This window comes from Pleurocapsa sp. PCC 7319, from assembly GCF_000332195.1.
In the GTDB taxonomy this organism is placed as follows: Bacteria; Cyanobacteriota; Cyanobacteriia; order Cyanobacteriales; family Xenococcaceae; genus Waterburya.
In genome coordinates this window covers 1,578,121-1,594,604 of sequence record NZ_KB235922.1, presented here as the reverse complement: position 1 = coordinate 1,594,604, position 16,484 = coordinate 1,578,121, and the positions used below count along the sequence as shown (strand labels likewise).

The 16,484-nt window shown below is 35.9% G+C and carries 16 protein-coding genes and 1 pseudogene; 7 read left to right on the top strand and 10 right to left on the bottom strand.

The window, feature by feature from the left end:
• Positions 1-128: 128 nt before the first annotated feature.
• Positions 129-413, top strand: a complete 285-nt coding sequence (locus PLEUR7319_RS0111200) for a hypothetical protein (protein ID WP_019505315.1) — start codon at positions 129-131, stop codon at positions 411-413.
• Positions 414-881: 468 nt separating this feature from the next.
• Here PLEUR7319_RS0111200 and PLEUR7319_RS0111190 read toward each other — a convergent pair whose 3' ends face one another.
• From PLEUR7319_RS0111190 to PLEUR7319_RS0111180, 3 genes are all read right to left on the bottom strand, one after another.
• Positions 882-1,718 (bottom strand): sulfotransferase domain-containing protein, encoded by an 837-nt coding sequence (locus tag PLEUR7319_RS0111190; RefSeq protein ID WP_144054288.1) that lies wholly within the window; start codon positions 1,716-1,718, stop codon positions 882-884.
• A 450-nt stretch (positions 1,719-2,168) separates the two neighbouring features.
• The gene (locus PLEUR7319_RS0111185; RefSeq protein WP_019505312.1) at positions 2,169-3,608 is read right to left on the bottom strand and encodes a VanZ family protein; all 1,440 of its coding nucleotides are present in this window, start codon (positions 3,606-3,608) and stop codon (positions 2,169-2,171) included.
• The gene (locus PLEUR7319_RS0111180; RefSeq protein WP_019505311.1) at positions 3,605-5,020 is read right to left on the bottom strand and encodes a VanZ family protein; all 1,416 of its coding nucleotides are present in this window, start codon (positions 5,018-5,020) and stop codon (positions 3,605-3,607) included. The genes PLEUR7319_RS0111185 and PLEUR7319_RS0111180 overlap by 4 nt, the downstream gene beginning before the upstream one ends.
• Positions 5,021-5,343: 323 nt before the next feature.
• Here PLEUR7319_RS0111180 and PLEUR7319_RS34955 point away from each other — a divergent pair.
• A pseudogene (locus tag PLEUR7319_RS34955) lies at positions 5,344-6,674 on the top strand (IS701 family transposase).
• 276 nt (positions 6,675-6,950) lie between these two features.
• Here the strand turns inward: PLEUR7319_RS34955 and PLEUR7319_RS0111170 are convergent.
• The 4 genes from PLEUR7319_RS0111170 to PLEUR7319_RS0111155 all read right to left on the bottom strand — a co-directional run bounded on the left by PLEUR7319_RS0111170 (position 6,951) and on the right by PLEUR7319_RS0111155 (position 10,536).
• Positions 6,951-7,826, bottom strand: a complete 876-nt coding sequence (locus PLEUR7319_RS0111170) for an amino acid ABC transporter substrate-binding protein (RefSeq protein ID WP_019505310.1) — start codon at positions 7,824-7,826, stop codon at positions 6,951-6,953.
• Positions 7,827-7,929: 103 nt separating this feature from the next.
• Positions 7,930-8,988 carry an N-acetyl-gamma-glutamyl-phosphate reductase gene (argC, locus tag PLEUR7319_RS0111165; RefSeq protein WP_019505309.1) on the bottom strand — a complete coding sequence of 353 codons (1,059 nt, stop codon included), beginning with the start codon at positions 8,986-8,988 and terminating at the stop codon, positions 7,930-7,932.
• Positions 8,989-9,181: 193 nt separating this feature from the next.
• The gene (locus tag PLEUR7319_RS0111160; protein ID WP_019505308.1) at positions 9,182-9,802 is read right to left on the bottom strand and encodes a TetR/AcrR family transcriptional regulator; all 621 of its coding nucleotides are present in this window, start codon (positions 9,800-9,802) and stop codon (positions 9,182-9,184) included.
• 11 nt (positions 9,803-9,813) lie between these two features.
• Positions 9,814-10,536: a tyrosine-protein phosphatase gene (locus PLEUR7319_RS0111155; RefSeq protein WP_019505307.1), complete on the bottom strand. Its 723-nt coding sequence runs from the start codon at positions 10,534-10,536 to the stop codon at positions 9,814-9,816.
• Positions 10,537-10,626: 90 nt separating this feature from the next.
• Here PLEUR7319_RS0111155 and PLEUR7319_RS0111150 point away from each other — a divergent pair, with 90 nt between their 5' ends.
• The 3 genes from PLEUR7319_RS0111150 (at position 10,627) to PLEUR7319_RS43480 (ending at position 13,338) form a co-directional block, all read left to right on the top strand.
• Entirely contained in the window at positions 10,627-11,817 is a 1,191-nt protein-coding gene (locus tag PLEUR7319_RS0111150) for an ABC exporter membrane fusion protein (RefSeq protein WP_019505306.1), read from the top strand.
• Positions 11,818-12,033: 216 nt separating this feature from the next.
• Complete coding sequence (devC, locus tag PLEUR7319_RS0111145) at positions 12,034-13,200, top strand: ABC transporter permease DevC (RefSeq protein WP_019505305.1); 1,167 nt, start codon at positions 12,034-12,036, stop codon at positions 13,198-13,200.
• A gap of 48 nt (positions 13,201-13,248) precedes the next feature.
• The gene (locus PLEUR7319_RS43480) at positions 13,249-13,338 is read left to right on the top strand and encodes a DUF6653 family protein (protein ID WP_371265371.1); all 90 of its coding nucleotides are present in this window, start codon (positions 13,249-13,251) and stop codon (positions 13,336-13,338) included.
• Between the two features lie 18 nt (positions 13,339-13,356).
• Here PLEUR7319_RS43480 and PLEUR7319_RS0111140 read toward each other — a convergent pair whose 3' ends face one another.
• The gene (locus PLEUR7319_RS0111140; protein ID WP_019505304.1) at positions 13,357-13,971 is read right to left on the bottom strand and encodes a hypothetical protein; all 615 of its coding nucleotides are present in this window, start codon (positions 13,969-13,971) and stop codon (positions 13,357-13,359) included.
• Positions 13,972-14,045: 74 nt separating this feature from the next.
• On the opposite strand from PLEUR7319_RS0111140, the gene PLEUR7319_RS34950 reads away from it, so the two are divergent.
• A complete protein-coding gene (locus tag PLEUR7319_RS34950) occupies positions 14,046-14,249 on the top strand; it encodes a hypothetical protein (RefSeq protein WP_019505303.1) in 204 nt (67 codons plus the stop codon).
• Between the two features lie 98 nt (positions 14,250-14,347).
• Here the strand turns inward: PLEUR7319_RS34950 and PLEUR7319_RS0111130 are convergent, their stop codons facing one another.
• Together PLEUR7319_RS0111130 and PLEUR7319_RS0111125 are read right to left on the bottom strand one after the other, a co-directional pair.
• The gene (locus PLEUR7319_RS0111130) at positions 14,348-14,914 is read right to left on the bottom strand and encodes a GNAT family N-acetyltransferase (protein WP_019505302.1); all 567 of its coding nucleotides are present in this window, start codon (positions 14,912-14,914) and stop codon (positions 14,348-14,350) included.
• Entirely contained in the window at positions 14,842-15,450 is a 609-nt protein-coding gene (locus tag PLEUR7319_RS0111125) for a GNAT family N-acetyltransferase (RefSeq protein WP_019505301.1), read from the bottom strand. Before PLEUR7319_RS0111125 ends, PLEUR7319_RS0111130 begins: the two co-directional genes overlap by 73 nt.
• 161 nt (positions 15,451-15,611) lie before the next feature.
• Here PLEUR7319_RS0111125 and PLEUR7319_RS0111120 point away from each other — a divergent pair, with 161 nt between their 5' ends.
• The gene (locus tag PLEUR7319_RS0111120; RefSeq protein ID WP_019505300.1) at positions 15,612-16,328 is read left to right on the top strand and encodes a DevA family ABC transporter ATP-binding protein; all 717 of its coding nucleotides are present in this window, start codon (positions 15,612-15,614) and stop codon (positions 16,326-16,328) included.
• Positions 16,329-16,484: the final 156 nt, after the last annotated feature.

The following is a 16,484-nucleotide window of genomic DNA, read 5'->3' as shown; positions in this document are numbered from 1 at the left end:
TAGAATAAATATGCCTTATAATCTCTCAAAAGCAGCTAAACATACGTAAAAAAGCTAAGTAAACCAAATTACTTCATTTATTTGTAAATTGTGAGAATATACGAAGAATCTTACTTGGCTTATTTAAAGTGACTGAGCTAGAACACAAATTACATTTTCTACTGCACCAAAACTGGTACGGTGCATTGCTTTACTTGCAGGAGCAGTGCCAATCAAAAACTATTGAGAGGGCAATCAGAGTAACCAGACCAGATATCGACTTTAGCCAATATTCAGAGCAGGAAATCTTACAAGCGATCGCCACCTTGATTGATCAAAAGGAAAACCGCAGGAGTTTTACGATCAATCAGATACAGAGTATAAAATTTTTATTAGCTACAAGCGTAGTGTTAGGCGGTAAATTTGATGAATAAAGTTAGCAGCGATCAATATAGGTACTCATTCCATCCACATGATTATGGTGCAGAGAAACAAACGAAAGAGCTTTGATATCATTAAATCGCGAAAAAGAGATGGCAAATTAGGAGCGAGAGTATTTGCATCTAAATTTAGATTAGCGATCGCGAAGCGTACCCTGCGGGTAATCGCCTTTGGCGCTGGGCAGAGCCCAATCGCGAAGCCCAATCGCATGATTGCGGTGACGGAACCAATCGCGGTTGCGAAGCAAGTCCGTAGGACTCAGCGTACACCCATTCGAGTGCAAGCCCTGCGGGTAATCTAGTTTTTCAAATTGTCTAAAAACTATTAATTGTTACTTTGAGCTTGCAGATCGTTTAGGAGTGGATGAAATTATCATTGCAGCAACCAGCAACATTCGTGAAGCACACATATGAAATCCCACGTCATTTATGCGTGGGATGAGCTTAACTCAATCTTTACTTCTATTTATTCCAACCAAAATCAACTCCTAACAGCTCATATAATTTTTCGTTATGTGGTTGGAAATATTCAATCAAATGTTTTCTAGTATTAGAATCCATTTTTTGAGGATAGGCGTTATAGTTATATTTTTTAAATCGTTTAGGAGACCAATTAGGTAATTCTAGAAAATCAAGTACCTGTTGGAAGATTATCTCAGGATGACTAAAATAATCTTCGCTTTTTAAAATCAAGAATTGTTTTTCATCAAAATGAGCAAACCAGTTTTCTAGCTGTTCTGCATATAATCCTGAAGATAAATAGGTATAATTATAAGCCCCGTGATGATTACTAATAAAATTAAAACTATTGTTTTCAATTTGTTCGATTTGTTTAACTCTAAAATCTTCTTGCTTGAGAGCTTCTTCAAAAGAAAGGTCTTCTCTACCAATTCTTTTAGTGTGGTGATAATGCGAGTAAGCTCGATCAACTGGATTTCTGAGTAATGCTATTAGCTTAACTTGGGGTAAAATCTTGGCAATTCTTTGAGGGGCTTGGGGATGACAAATATAATTAGCGGTTGCTTCTCCTGTAATTAAATATGGCGATTCATTTCCAGGTAATGATATGGGGAAAAAACTTTTATACCATTGGTTCCCTTTGGCAAAGTTTATATCAAAATAAGAAATTTCTTTCTTAATTGGTGCTCCTATATTAGGATGTTCACTCAAATAATGAAATAGAGAAGTTGTACCACATTTCTTAGCACCAGTAATGATAAAACTGGGCATAATTCTAATCGGATTAGTGGCGATTCTCACTGACTTATTAATTACCCGTTCGACTAATGTAGTGTTCATGGAGAATTGGAGTAGTGTGCGAGGGAAGATTATCAATGACTATTAGAACCAATTTACATACTCTCACCAAATTCAATGAAAGCAACATGAAGGTTATATGAGAAATTTCTCACACATAATTTTCTTGAGACATCTATTAGGACTTCTGAGACTCATAGGTGAAGCTAGGAGTTTGCTCCCTACGAATTATCCGGTCAGGTAAGTATAGCAATACGGACTTTTATTAGGACACTCATTACTCATTACTCATTACTCATTACTCATTACTCATTACTTATTACTCAGATCTTGCACCTAATCTGTAACTGATTTGTTTTATCAGGGAAAGGGGTAAAGGTTAAAGGAAAAAGGGTAATAAATTGATTACCAACAGCTAATTATTTAGTTTTTTTGTACTGGTGCAAGATCTGAGTATTACTTATTACTTACGAGCAATCAAATAAACTTGTCCTAATGTAACTTTGTACGGCTATATGGTGAATTGGAACTGATTAATAACAATATTGATGCATTAATCAAGATTGCTAAAGGCAACAAAATAATTCCATAAAAAGTAAACTGCGATTGTAAAAGGTTAAAGTCCCGCAGATTAACTCGCCATCCATTAATTGTCCAAGGAAGATAAAACACATAGGTAGTCGATGGTCTAAATTCATAGTTGTATTGATGGCTTGGTTGATCGATGTAAAAAGTCAACTTCCCTTGGGTATAAGTAATTAATATTTGGTGTAAATTGTAATCATCGAAGATATTAGGAATGATAAATTCTGGTTGAGCAGCAGTATCTCCTGTAGTGGGTGTTCGTACACGAAAAGTTAAATTTCTTTTTTCTTGTCCTATCATCAAATTACGCTCAGATATACTTTCTGCTAAAGAAATAATCCTTGCAGGACCGACCTGTTTTAAGCGGTTACTCGCTGCAGTTAAACTCAAACTAAATTCATTAGATTGTTTTAGCTTTTTGTTCAGTGAAAAGGCAGGAAACTCAGTTTTCAAGCTTTTTTCTCGCTTAAATGAAACAGTTTTATTGTGATGTATCTGATAGTCAAGATCATCACTATTAGCCAAGCTATTTGATACATAATTTGTTTGAGGTAAAGTCAATTCGCTTTGCCAAACCAAGTCAGGTAATTGCTGAGTATTGTCACTGTATTTTTCTTGCTCATCAAGAAATACTAATGAGGTTACTAAACTAGGTAATTGAGAAAAAAATGTATGAGTCTGTTCAAATGCCTGAATTACTTCTTGATTATCTAAACTGCGATCGCAAATATATAAACTGGTCATATATCCTTTCCATGCAGTCTTACCTGTAACTTCACTGCCAATTGCCAGATAGTAATCATCATCCCAGTTACTCAGATTGATATTGATTTTTAAAAACCAGATAGACAATGTAATTACTAAACAATAGCTTGCTATGACAATGGCTAATTGCTTTAAATTTATTTGTGTAGTATCTCCTCTCAAGATGGCATAAATAAAATGAATAATATCGCTACGCCAACAATATAGAATTCCTCCTAAAGCTCCACCAAGACTATTACAAATAATATCAGACATACTAGAAAATCGACTGGGCAACAAAATCTGAATTAGTTCAATATTGGTAGATAAAATTGCACTAATAAATAAAGTAATAATAATAATTTGATAATAGTTGAATTTTTTGATAGATATAGTTCCAGCCAAACCAATTCCCAAAGGAATAAACAATAAAATATTTCTGATATAATCTTTGATATTAGTAGCCCAATAAAACTGTTTAAATACGCTTTGCCAGGATAAAGATTCTGGGACAGTAAAATTAAAGGGAAAAATTGTTGCAAAACATATACTAGCAAAGCTAGAAATAAGCAACCAATAAATTAAACTGCGGTATTTTATCATTTAAATAGTAAATATTTAATCAGCAAATAATATATCAGTATAATAATTAAAATCGCTAAGGGAATGATGATTATTGTATAGAATAATTGCTGGTATTTTAAAAGGTCAAAGTCTTGTAAATTAATTATCCAGGGTCGTTTCTCCCAAGGAAAATATATTAAAAAACTAGTTGCCGGAGTAAATTCAAAAAAATATTGATTTTCAGGTTGATCGATATAAAATCTTAATTTTTTCTTGGAAAAAGTAATTAAAATATGATGAAAACTTTGATCGCTAAATATATTCGGGATAATAAATTCTGGTTGAGTAGCATTACTCCCTGTGATCGGGGTTCGGATACGAAAATTAAAATCACTTCTCTGTTGTCCAATAATCATATTTTGGGCATAGATGCCATCAGATAGAGAGATGATTCTAGCTGGTCCAAATTGATTAATTTTATTAGTAGCAAGAATTAAGCTGATACTAAATTCGTCAGTGTCTTTTAATTTGCTATTTAATGAAACTGCTGGTTCCTCAGTTTTTAGCCATCGTTCTTGACTGAATAATACTGTTTGATTGAGATGTTTTTTATTACCTATATTTTTTGCCAAATTATCAGAACTATTATCTATCGCCGATAAAGATAATGTCTTTTGCCATGTTAAATCGGGAAGCTGCTGACTTTGATCTTGATCAAGATTCCGATAATCGTGAAATTCTAAAGATGTTACTAAACTTGGTAACTGAGAAAAAAAAGAATCTGGATAGTCAAAAACTTTGGTTACTTCTTGCTGATTTAAACTGCGATCGCAAATATAAAGACTCTGAATATATCCATTCCAAGGGCGATCGCCTGTTACCTCATTACCAATTGCTAGATAATAATCTTCATCCCAATTGGATAAATTAACACTAATCAATAACACCCAAATCCCTAGAATAACTAGGGAACAATAGCTTACTATAGCAATTAGCAAAGATTTTAAGCTCAGTTTATGAGGATTCCCAGTCAAGATTCCACTAAAAAACTGAATAATATGGATGCGCCAATAGTATAAAACTCCTCCTAAAGTTCCACCCAGACTGTTATAAATAATATCTGTTAGGTTAGAAACACGAGTTGGTAGCAAAAACTGAGTCAGCTCGATAGTAGTAGATAAAATAGCACTAGTGAATAAACTGCCTAATATTATCCAAACTTTTGGTTGTTTGGGAGTAAGAACTATTCCTAAACTAATCCCCAAAGGAATAAACAAGAGAATATTCTGCAAATAATCTTTAACACTACTACCAAAATTAAACTCCTCAATAACAAATTGCCAAGATAATCCTTCTGGAATGGAAAATTCAAAGGGAAATATTGTTGCGATACAGATACAGGATAAACTAGCAACAAGTAATAACCAACCCCAGCGCCGATAGCCTATCATTTTAGATACTTGATACGAATAGCAATTTATTATCAGAATATTATGTTCGTAGCTTTTGAGCAAACGAGAATTCAGAATTTCAATCTCCCAACTCTGACAGCGATTGCAGTAGTGTTCCAGTTGATAATATCAATCCAAATAGCTGATCGAGGGGCGCGCTTTGGTTAGAAGCGCTTTTCCGCTAGTTGAGAGCCGTCTTGACTAACAACAATGCCTAGAATAGTAATAAGCCAGCGGGAGAGGAATTATCCCTCTTCTGTCAGACTCCGAAAAAAGAATTATAATTAAATCAATCAGAAGACAAGTAAAAGGTAACCAGAGCAATGGATGTGGAGCTACAGATTCTCAAACATTTGAAACGAGATGCTCGCCCGACAATATCAATCATTGACCAATATTGCTTTGCTTATCATGACCTATTTCCTGAAGTTAGAAGTTACGAATGTTTCAAATATTTACATCAAGGTATTATCTCACCAATTAAAAGGAAGTCATTGCCAGAAATAGCAAAGGTAGTGGGAATATCATCACCCCAATCGTTACATCATTTTATAGCTAACTCGCCTTGGTCAGTAGAAGATTTAAAGCAGAAAAGATTGGAATTGACGATTAAAGCTTTAAAAGAGAAAAAAATTACAGTGATAATTGATGAAACAGGAGATAGAAAGAAAGGAAAAAAACTGATTATGTTGCCAAACAGTATTTAGGAAGTGTAGGTAAAATAGATAGCGGTATTGTCTCAGTAAACGCTTATGGAGTCTATGAAAATGTTACTTTTCCCTTAATATTTAAAATATTCAAGCCAAAAGGAACACTAAAACCAGAAGATAAGTATAAAACGAAGATTGAACTAGCATCAATAATTATTACAGAATTAGTAGAATTTGGATTCAATATCGAATTAGTATTGGCAGATAGTCTATATGGCGAAGCCAGTAATTTTCTCTCAACTTTGAATAAATACAAATTACCGTGGATTGTCTCCATTAGAAGTAATCACGGAGTCTGGATGCCTAACAATCAAAGAGTAAGAGCTAATAAATGGTGTAAATTTACCAGAACTTTTAGCAATCAAAAATCTGAAAATAGATATATTCGCGAAATCATTTATGGTAAAAGACATCACATAACTTATTGGCAATTAACCACTGATACAGAAACCATGCCAGAGAATTCTACTTCTTTTGTTATGACCAATATTCAAGACACTAAAAGTAAGATGAAAAAGACTCTTGGTAACTTATATGGATTAAGAACATGGGTGGAATATGCTTTTCGACAATGCAAACAAGAACTTGGTTGGACTGATTATCGATTTACTAATTTTGCTGAAATTAATAGATGGTGGGAAATTGTCATGAGTACCTATTTGATGATTAGTTTAAATACCCAAGTTTTCTTATCTTTGAATACATCTGATAGTCAAAATCATCAAACAGAAATCTCAGCTAGTTTTACTACTCATCCACAATGGAATTATCAAACTGGATGGAAGAATGTTTTGAATAATTTTCGTCTTCTGATTCAACCAAGCCTTCTTTTGTGGTTAATTTTTCCTTGGCTAGAGATATTTCCTAATTCTTCTTTATTGCTAGGATTACATAACTTAATTGATAGCATCAATCAATTAACAACACTGCCTCTTTCTGGATAAATCTTCTTATTTCCTACTCTTAAATCTCGGAGTCTGACAGAAGAGGGTTATATCAAGTTCGGTTGAATACTTAAACTAAGAATGAGGTCAAGTAACAAGTAACAAGTAACAAGTAACAAGTAACAAGTAATAAGTTTTTTAGGTCTGCAATAAGCCTGTTTATTTCAATTAATTATCCGTACTTGATATTACTGGCAAAATTAACTTCAGATCCCTTACTAGCGATCGCCATTAGAGCTTAAAGCTTAAGACTTAGAGCTTTTTTTGGTGAATTGTTTATGGTAATTTTTCCAAATCACAGAAATCTTCAGCAGCTTGAGTATAGCTAAATAGCCGACCAAACCAAGAGTTATACAATTCTGTTGCTGCTGAACTATTGATTACAGAATTAATAAAATCTTGCCACTGAGAGTCCTGACCTTTAATGATCATTCCATAGCGATCGCATGTCAAAGGGGTCTCGGGTATTAAGGGATATTCAGTAGCAGATAATCCTAATTGTTGCGCTTCAGCTCTCAACAAAATGCCATCGCTCACCATAGCATCAATTCTACCCTGCCTTACAGCTTGTATCCCTCTAACTCTCCCTGTAACTCCACTAAGTTTGAGTAGCGTTGCCGAAGGATAACGGTCTTTGATAAATTCTTCTGTGGTAGTATTACCAATGACACCAATTCTTAAATCTGCTAAATCTGGCTGAATTTTAGCTAAATTTTGCTGTATTTTAAGATTAACGCGATTATTTTTCTTGATTAAAAATTGAGTTCCCGTAACAAAAAAAACATCGGAAAAACTAGTCTGTTCAGGAATATCGGAGCGAATAGTATTAGGACCACATTCTAAATCCACAATATTATTCCTAACCAGAGTGAAGCGGTTTCTAGAGTTAGACTTTAGTAGTTTAATACTTAAGGTATTACGCTCTAAATTGCTAATTAACCGCTGTCGCAACAGAGCAAAGAAGTCTAAGCAATATCCTTGTAATTTACCATTATCATCTAAATACCCAAATGGAGCAGCATCTTCTCTGATGGCAATTCTTAAAATTCCAGTACGTTGAATTTGCTCTAGTACAGTTTCAGCATTAACGGGTGATGATAAGCCAAATATTAATAAACTATTGATTAAAAACAACCTAATTTGGCGATTCATGCTCAACGACTAGTGAAAAATAGGTAATAGTCAGAGCTTTACTCTAACTGACATTTCCTAGTTTGACACCAATAGTCAATAACTTAAAGGAGCGAAGAAAATTTTAGGGATAAAAACTAAGTTGTGGTAAACCAAGAGCTTCATCCCATCCCATCATCAAGTTCAAACACTGAACTGCCTGACCAGCTTGACCTTTGATTAAATTATCAATAGCCGACATGACGATCACTCTCCCTGTACGATCATCAACCTGAATACCGATGTAAGCTAAATTTGTTCCACAAGCCCATTTAGTTTGAGGATAAACACCATTCGGTAAAATTTTGACAAATTGGGAGGAACGATAAAAAGCCGTGTAAATAGTAATCAAGTCCTCTCTAACTAGACCGGGATCCCGCAGAGTGGCATAAACTGTCGATAGTATACCTCTCACCATTGGGATTAAGTGTGGAGTAAATTGTACTCTAACTTCTTGACGAGCTAAAGAGCTGCAAATTTGTTCAATTTCTGGAGTGTGACGATGGTTGGCTACCCCATAAGCACCTAGAGAATTATCAGCTTCAGCTAACAGCATATTGATTTTAGCTTGACGACCTCCCCCAGATGTACCTGATTTAGCATCAATAATTGCCGTTGACGGTTCGATCAAACCTTGTTTGAATAGTGGTGCCAGGGCTAATAAGCTGGCGGTAGGGTAACAGCCAGGACAACCGATTAACTCTGATTGTTCTATCTGCTGGCGATGTAGCTCAGGTAAACCATAAACTGCCGTAGCCGCGATCGCCTGATCTTCTCGTTCTTTTTTATACCAGGCGGTATATGTATCTAAATTGTCAAAACGATAGTCCGCCGAAAGGTCTAATACTTTGCAGCCTTTGTCTATGAGAGTAGGAGCAATGTCGCAAGCTAAACCATTTGGCAAACCAAGGAAAACAGCCTCACAACTAGCAGCAACTCGATCTAAATCAATTTTCTCAATACTCAGATCGACGCAATGAGCTAGATGAGGATAAATAGAACCATATCGCTTCCCAGCAGTGCTATCTCCTCCAAGATAAACAATTTCGACCCCAGGATGTTCTAATAAAAGTCTGACTAATTGAACTCCACCATATCCAGAAGCTCCGATAATTCCGATTGGTTTCTTGGCTATATCACTCATGATGCTGCACTCTCGGCTAATCTTAATTTTAAGCTGCTTCTTTTAACAATCTATAGTTTAAGCACAATTAGGATACTTTAGATAAAAAATTATTATTAACTAATTAATGGGTTATTCTAACCATAGTTTACGTGGATTGATCTATTCCCTATTCCCCAGGAATTCCCCTGTTTCAGTTGGAAGAGAGTCCTTCTCAATTTTGAGTGATTAATTCCGTCAAAGTATTGACCAGGCGCTCATCTGGTAGGGGCAAAATATCTTTACCGTGAAGCATTTCTTGTAACATGACAAAATAAACTAGGCTACCGATCATTACCCTGACAGTGGCTTCTGGATCGTCTAGATTTAGTTTCGGATGGGATTCAAAGTATTTAGTTAAGGTTTTTATGGCTGGTTTAGCCAGGTTATTAACATATGCCTTAGCCAGTTCGGGAAAACGTCCCGATTCGCCGATAATAATGCGAATAAAATCATGAAAAGCGCGATCGCTTTTAGCATTCTCTAACATCCTGGTTGCCATTGCGGATAGAACAATTTTGGGGTCTTGGGCTAGGGATTGAGGTTCCTGTAAACCCATGACTTTCTGAAATTTATCCTTGACTAAATCTTGCATTACCGCATTAAATAAGCTTTCCTTATCACCAAAGTGACTATAAACAGTAGCTTTAGAAACCCCTGCGGTTTTGGCTATTTTGTCCATGCTAGTAGCAGCGTAACCATTAGCCAGAAACTCTTGCATGGCACCTTGAAGAATTGCCCGAGCTTTAGCTTCTGATTTAGAACTTTCAAAATTTTTGATTGTTGTTTTATTCATTTTTTCCTAATTTATAGCACCAGCATGGTTTTAAGCTGAATACGTTTTGCTGAATCTATCCCAATACAGGCTAAATAGCTATTAACTCCACCATGGTTGCGATCGAGATAAGCAAATGTATCAATTATGGTTTGCGGTGAAGATTCTAACAAATGAGCAAATCCCTCTTTAATTGCTTGCTGGCGTATCTTGTCATACATAAAAGCTAAATAGCGATCGCTCAATTGATAATCTTCGGCTATGGTTTCTACGGAAACATTGGCTAATGCTAACAATAAAGCAATTATGATTCCTGTTCGATCTTTTCCTGCTGCACAGTGAATAACCACTGCGGTTTTTTGACAAGCAATAGTCTCCAGAATGTTTTTAATTACTGGCGATCGCTTTTCTAAAAAGAAACGATTATGTTCAAACAGTCTTTTGTTTTTAATGAATTCAACCTGACTTCTATCATCTATCAGAGGTAAATTGAAATATTTAATCTCTGGGATTTGGCTCAGAGCATATTTCCTACTACTAACTTCAGACGGACTCCGCAGATCGATAATTGTTCTTATTCCGTAATCGAGCAAATGTTGCTGACTAGAGGAAGGTAAACGATGCAAGCTATCGCTACGCAACAAGGTACGCCATCTAATTTGTTTTTCTTCAGAAGTAGTGTAACCTCCTAATTCTCTTAGATTAAGACAACCTGGTAATTTCAAGTGCCGTTGAAATATTTCTGGCTGGTTCATTTTAATTAAACTGTTGCTAAACTACTCGGTTTAGTTTTATTATAATAGTAATTGAACTAAACAGTTTAGTTGCCAGCAAAATTAATTGCCATGAACTACATCGCAGACAATAAAACTAAATCATTGAAACCTCCGATCAAAAATTTACCTGCTATCGCGATCGGTTTGGCTTTAATTCTTGGTAGTGTAACAGTCTACAGATTGCGTCAAACTACTATTTCTCAACCGGAAGTGTCACCCCCAGTAGTGCCAGAAATTAAAACTGTTACAGCATTAGGTAGGTTGGAACCAAGTGGAGAAATAATTCAAGTATCAGTTTCCTCCTCCTCGGAAGGGGATCGCTTGGAAGAGTTGTTAGTCAAGCAGGGAGACAAAATCCAAAAAGGAGATGTGATTGCAGTATTAGATAGTCGCGATCGCTTAGTAGCAGCATTGAATCAAGCTCAAGAACAAGTAAGAGTGGCAGAGGCAAATTTAGCTCAGGTCAGAGCGGGGGCGAAAACAGGAGAAATCAGGGCTCAACAAGCAGCGATCGCTCGTATCGAGGCTGAAAGCCGTAACGATATCATGGCGCAAACAGCAACAGTTTCGAGAATAAAAGCCGAATTAAACAATGCCGAAGTCGAATATCAACGCTACCAAAATCTCTATCAAGATGGCGCAATTTCAGCCTCGGAAAAAGATAGTAAATATCTAACCTTAGCAACTGCCAAAGAACAACTTGCAGAAGCTCAGGCCAATCTAAATCGGATTAAATCTTCTCAACAAGAGCAGATTGCCGAAGCCAAAGCGACATTAGACAAAATCGCTGAAGTTCGCCCAGTAGATATTGCAGTAGCCGAAGCCGAAGTGAGACATACCCAAGCAGCAGTCAAAACTGCTCAGGCAGAATTAGAGCGAGCATATATCAAGTCTCCCCAACCAGGGACAGTAATAAAAATTCTCACCCGTCCAGGGGAAGTCGTTTCCAGCAATGAAGGTATTGTGAGAATTGGACAAACCGATTGGATGTATGCCATAGCTGAAGTTTACGAAAGTGACATTGGAAAAGTCAAGCTAGGACAAAAGGTAACAGTATCTAGCAGCGCGATCGCCGAAAAACTTACCGGCACAGTAGAACGTATTGGTTTAGAAGTCGAACGACAAGAAGTAGTTAATACCGATCCTACAGCCAACATCGATGCCAAAGTCGTCGAAGTGAAAGTCAAATTAGATCCAGAATCCAGTGAAAAAGTAGCAGGACTCACTAATTTGTTAGTGAACGTCAGAATTGATTTGTAGCCATTAGCCATTAGCCATTAGCCATTAGCCATTAGCCATTAGCCATTAGCCATTAGCCATTAGCCATTAGCCATTAGCCATTAGCCATTAGCCATTAGCCATTAGCCATTAGCCATTAGCCATTAGCCATTAGCCATTAGCCATTAGCCATTAGCCATTAGCCATTAGCCATTAGCCATTAGCCATTAGCCATTAGCCATTAGCCATTAACAAACCATGTTCAAATCAATATTTAACCGTACTCCCTTGGGTTGGTTGCAACTCAAACACGACAAATTACGATTATTGACTGCAATATCGGGAATCGCCTTTGCAGACATACTCATCTTTATGCAGTTGGGTTTTATGAATGCCCTCTATTCAGCCAATACTCAGTATCCGCGAAAAATTAACGGCGATATCGTTTTAACCAGTACTCAGGCAACTAACTTTAATAAGCCTTATACTTTCCCCCGTCGAAGACTGTATCAAGCGATGGATGTACCAGGGGTAGAATCCGCTGAACCAGTTTACATTGGTTCTCTGGACTGGCGTAATCCTCAAAATCGAGCCAAAACTTCGATGTTGACGATCGGCTTCGATCCAGAAAAACCAGTTTTTGCTTTACCCGAGGTAAACAGTCAATTAGATAAAGTCAAGATCCCTGATACAGTACTATTTGATCAGGCATCTAGGGGAGAATATGACCAAATAGTCAACCAAATCCAACAGGGAAAAACAGTTACCACGGAAAAAGATCGCACCACTATAACTATTGGTGGTTTATTTACAGTTGGAGCTTCTTTTGCCGATGACGGGGCATTAATTACCAGCGATCAAAATTTTATGCGTCTTTTTCCCAGAAAAAAACCAGGAATGGTCAGTTTAGGCATAATTAATTTAGAAGAAGGACGCGATCCAGAAAAGATTGCAATGTCTCTAAATGCCTATTTTCCTGAAGATGTTAAAGCCTATACCCATCAAGAATACGTCGATGCCGAGCTAGCTTATATTAAAAGCCAAACTGCTATTGGTTTTGTGTTCACTCTGGGAACAATAATGGGCTTTATTGTTGGTATTGTAATTGTCTATCAAGTTCTTTCTACCGATGTCAACGACCATATGGCAGAATACGCTACCTTTAAAGCAATGGGTTACAAAAACTCCTATTTACTTGGCGTGGTGTTTGAGGAAGCTATCATCCTATCCATTATTGGCTTTATTCCTAGTGTGGCGATCGCCGCAGGGCTATATCAATTAACCGCAGCAGCAACCGCATTGCCCATCGTATTACCTGCATCTAGGGCTGTTACCGTATTAATCATGACTTTTCTCATGTGTAGCATTTCTGGCGCGATCACAACTCGTAAACTTCAGTCAGCCGATCCAGCCGACATTTTTTAGTTTATAAATTGTTAATTACTCAGTTTCTGTATAAAGAGGTGTGAAATCATGACTCTCGAACAAAAAATTGCTAATTCATTTCAGATGGATGATCGAACATGGTCGCGTCATGCAAATCCTGGGAGTGTGTTGTATTGAGAAGTTCATCGATTATTGTTAAATATTCTTTTCAGTTTCAGGTCTATATGGTTCTTCTTTAACAGTATGACCGTAAACAATTTTGAGAAATAAAACAGGAATAAGCCACTCAAAGCCAGTAGGGTATCTTAAAAAATAGCTATTTATTAATAATGCCGTAACGATAATGAGCATTGAAACTGGACGTTGTAGATAAATAGGTGTCTTAGTCACAGTTAAAACTGAAATCTGCAAAATTAAATACCAAAAAAATCCATAAATCCAACTAGCAGAGGAAAATACCAAACTAACTATTAAAGGATGAATATGAATAAGAGAAAAGAATAAATGGTTTTTAGCTATATTTACATAGTTAGGTTCAAATTTTTGGAGAGAAGAATGATAAAAACGCTTACAAGAATTAAGAGAATTTGCTACTGCACCACCAACAACATCATAAGCAATAACTCCTGCCAAAATATATTGCCAAGTTTTCCAATCAAAGTCATTTTTCCAATAAAAGAAACCAATAATGATTACTCCTATAAACCCCGCAGTCCAACCAATATTTTTTTCGATAGTTGTTGCTTGAGTGCCTACAACTAGATTGGTTTTTCCACTGTAAGACCAAATGATATTCGGTGATTTTTCCATAAGTGATTTATATCTTCGATAAATTAAAGAAGTCTAGTCAACTATTTTTATGAAATCTAATTTAATTATTTACTATGTCTAATTCCTTTTCCAACAAGACGAATATAAATATTAACTGGCAACAGAATAATTTTAATGACCTCATAGCGCAATTAGGAAAAGCTAATGCAGAAGAAATTGAAAGGGTGTTATCTAAAAGAGAAATTATTGAACCTGAACCAGAATTAACTCCAAATATAATTAATCGTCTCAAAGAAAAAATCAAAAATCAAAAATAATATGGTGCACAAGCGATCGCAACTCGTAAACTTCAATCAGCCGATCCTGCTGATATATTTTAGAACTATTTTAGGCGATCAAAACTAAAAAATACAATTTATAAAGGTAGTTTTCTGGGTGAACTGAATTGACGATAGCCAACTTCTTGAAATGCATTAATCATTGGTTTATTATGGACATCGGTATCGCAGAAAACACGCCAAACTCCGACTTCTTGAAGAATGCGTGTAGCTTGGCAGAGTAAATCGTAGATATAATGCTTTCCCCTATATTCAGGAACAACACCAATGTAATAAATAGTACCTTCCTCTAGACTGTTTTTACTGCATCCGCGATAAATAACTGGCTGAAGAAATCCGACCAATTTGCCCTCGTTGTTAAAACCTAATTGCCACCACTTAGGTTGATAATCAAAGTCATTACTTACTTCTGTAATATATTTATTTGCTGCTCGATCAATGCCTAATTCTTTTACCTCTTTTCGATCTCTACGATCTAATGAACTTGCTATAACTTGACTTACTGTATTAGTAAAGGCTGCTATTCCAACGCTATTTAAAGAGCGAAATTCAAGTCGTCGTGAAACTTTAATCAGTGGTTTTGGTTGTTCCCAAACAAAAGGGATTTTTTCGTAGTAGTTTTCTGATTTTTTAATTTGTTCCATTCTTCTTTAGTAATGCCTAATTTATTTTGTTCTACCCATTTACCATTTTTCATAAATCCTTGAGGTATGTACTCGATAAATTTCATTCCCACATTTTTTAAAACCTTTTCACTCTTTTCATTCCATACTGCATGATAAGCTTGAATTTTTTCCGTATCTAATACTTCAAAACCAAATTTAAGAATGACTTTAACTGATTCTGTCATATATCCTTTTCCTTGTGATTGAGGATGTAGCCAAAATCCTGTAGTCCAAACTTCCTCAGAGTTTTTTCTAATACTAATGGTCCCCAGTTGTTTATTCTCTTCTTTCAAACAAATAGTAAATGCATATGACTTTCCTTCATTCCATGTTTTGATTACTCTTTCGTAATATCCTTCTATTAATTCATCTTCGCTTTCTGGTGCATCCCATAATAGTCCATCATTAAAACCTTGATATCTAGTTGCAGAAAAAATGAAAGGAATATCCTCTTTTTTAATTTGCCTGAGTTTACATCGATCTGTTTCGAGAATTATGTCTGGAGATAACGCCATATTATTTTTTATATTTAAGTTTCAAATGACCAATTCTAGAACTATGCAAAATTATCTTTTTTGTATGCTTCCTTAGCTTTTTTATTTTCAACTTTTTCTAGCTTCTCCGCATTAAAGTTACTTAAACTACTAACTCAAAGTTATTTAGGAATTTTATCAATATGCATAACAATCATCATACAACCCCAGCAATTTCTATTCACAATCTCGATCATTATTTCGGTACAGGAGAACTTCGTAAACAGGTTTTATTTAACATCAATTTAGAAATAAATCGCGGAGAAATTGTCTTGATGACCGGACCTTCTGGTTCTGGTAAAACTACTTTGTTAACTCTAGTTAGTGGATTGCGATCGCCGCAATCAGGAAGCTGCAAAATACTTGGTAAAGAACTTTGTGGTGCGAGTCAAGCCGAATTAGTTCAAGCCAGACGTAACAATGGTTATATCTTTCAGGCACACAACTTACATCGTAGTTTAACTGCTACCGAAAATGTACAGATGGGTTTAGAAGTACATGGTAATTTGACCAAACAGGAAAGGTGCGATCGCTCTGTGGCAATGTTAGAACATGTTGGATTAGGTAGTCACGTCAACTATTATCCCGAGAAACTGTCTGGAGGACAAAAACAACGAGTTGCGATCGCTCGTGCTTTAGTTGCTCACCCAGCGATCGTCTTAGCAGATGAACCCACAGCAGCATTAGATAGTAAATCAGGACGAGATGTGGTGAATCTAATGCAGAAGCTAGCTAGAGAACAAGGCTGTACAATTTTGCTGGTTACTCATGATAATAGAATCTTAGATATTGCTGACCGTATTGTTCATCTCGAAGATGGCAAGCTAGTTAATAACTCGATCAAGCCTGTCGCAGCCTGACAATTAACTTTAAAGTTACATTTATGGACGAAAGTTAATCATTGTTTTTGAATTTCATCAGCTAATTAGAGCTAGAGTTAATAAAACCAACAAATCCTACAACAATAAATATATTTGTAGTCAATGCCAATATTCATCTAGGCATAAATTTTTGCT

Coding starts and splice junctions, on each gene's coding strand:
- PLEUR7319_RS0111190 (WP_144054288.1), bottom strand. CDS start 1,718: ATGAACACTACATTAGTCGAACGGGTAATTAATAAGTCAGTGAGAATC.
- PLEUR7319_RS0111185 (WP_019505312.1), bottom strand. CDS start 3,608: ATGATAAAATACCGCAGTTTAATTTATTGGTTGCTTATTTCTAGCTTT.
- PLEUR7319_RS0111180 (WP_019505311.1), bottom strand. CDS start 5,020: ATGATAGGCTATCGGCGCTGGGGTTGGTTATTACTTGTTGCTAGTTTA.
- PLEUR7319_RS0111170 (WP_019505310.1), bottom strand. CDS start 7,826: ATGAATCGCCAAATTAGGTTGTTTTTAATCAATAGTTTATTAATATTT.
- argC (WP_019505309.1), bottom strand. CDS start 8,988: ATGAGTGATATAGCCAAGAAACCAATCGGAATTATCGGAGCTTCTGGA.
- PLEUR7319_RS0111160 (WP_019505308.1), bottom strand. CDS start 9,802: ATGAATAAAACAACAATCAAAAATTTTGAAAGTTCTAAATCAGAAGCT.
- PLEUR7319_RS0111155 (WP_019505307.1), bottom strand. CDS start 10,536: ATGAACCAGCCAGAAATATTTCAACGGCACTTGAAATTACCAGGTTGT.
- PLEUR7319_RS0111150 (WP_019505306.1), top strand. CDS start 10,627: ATGAACTACATCGCAGACAATAAAACTAAATCATTGAAACCTCCGATC.
- devC (WP_019505305.1), top strand. CDS start 12,034: ATGTTCAAATCAATATTTAACCGTACTCCCTTGGGTTGGTTGCAACTC.
- PLEUR7319_RS43480 (WP_371265371.1), top strand. CDS start 13,249: ATGACTCTCGAACAAAAAATTGCTAATTCATTTCAGATGGATGATCGA.
- PLEUR7319_RS0111140 (WP_019505304.1), bottom strand. CDS start 13,971: ATGGAAAAATCACCGAATATCATTTGGTCTTACAGTGGAAAAACCAAT.
- PLEUR7319_RS34950 (WP_019505303.1), top strand. CDS start 14,046: ATGTCTAATTCCTTTTCCAACAAGACGAATATAAATATTAACTGGCAA.
- PLEUR7319_RS0111130 (WP_019505302.1), bottom strand. CDS start 14,914: ATGGAACAAATTAAAAAATCAGAAAACTACTACGAAAAAATCCCTTTT.
- PLEUR7319_RS0111125 (WP_019505301.1), bottom strand. CDS start 15,450: ATGGCGTTATCTCCAGACATAATTCTCGAAACAGATCGATGTAAACTC.
- PLEUR7319_RS0111120 (WP_019505300.1), top strand. CDS start 15,612: ATGCATAACAATCATCATACAACCCCAGCAATTTCTATTCACAATCTC.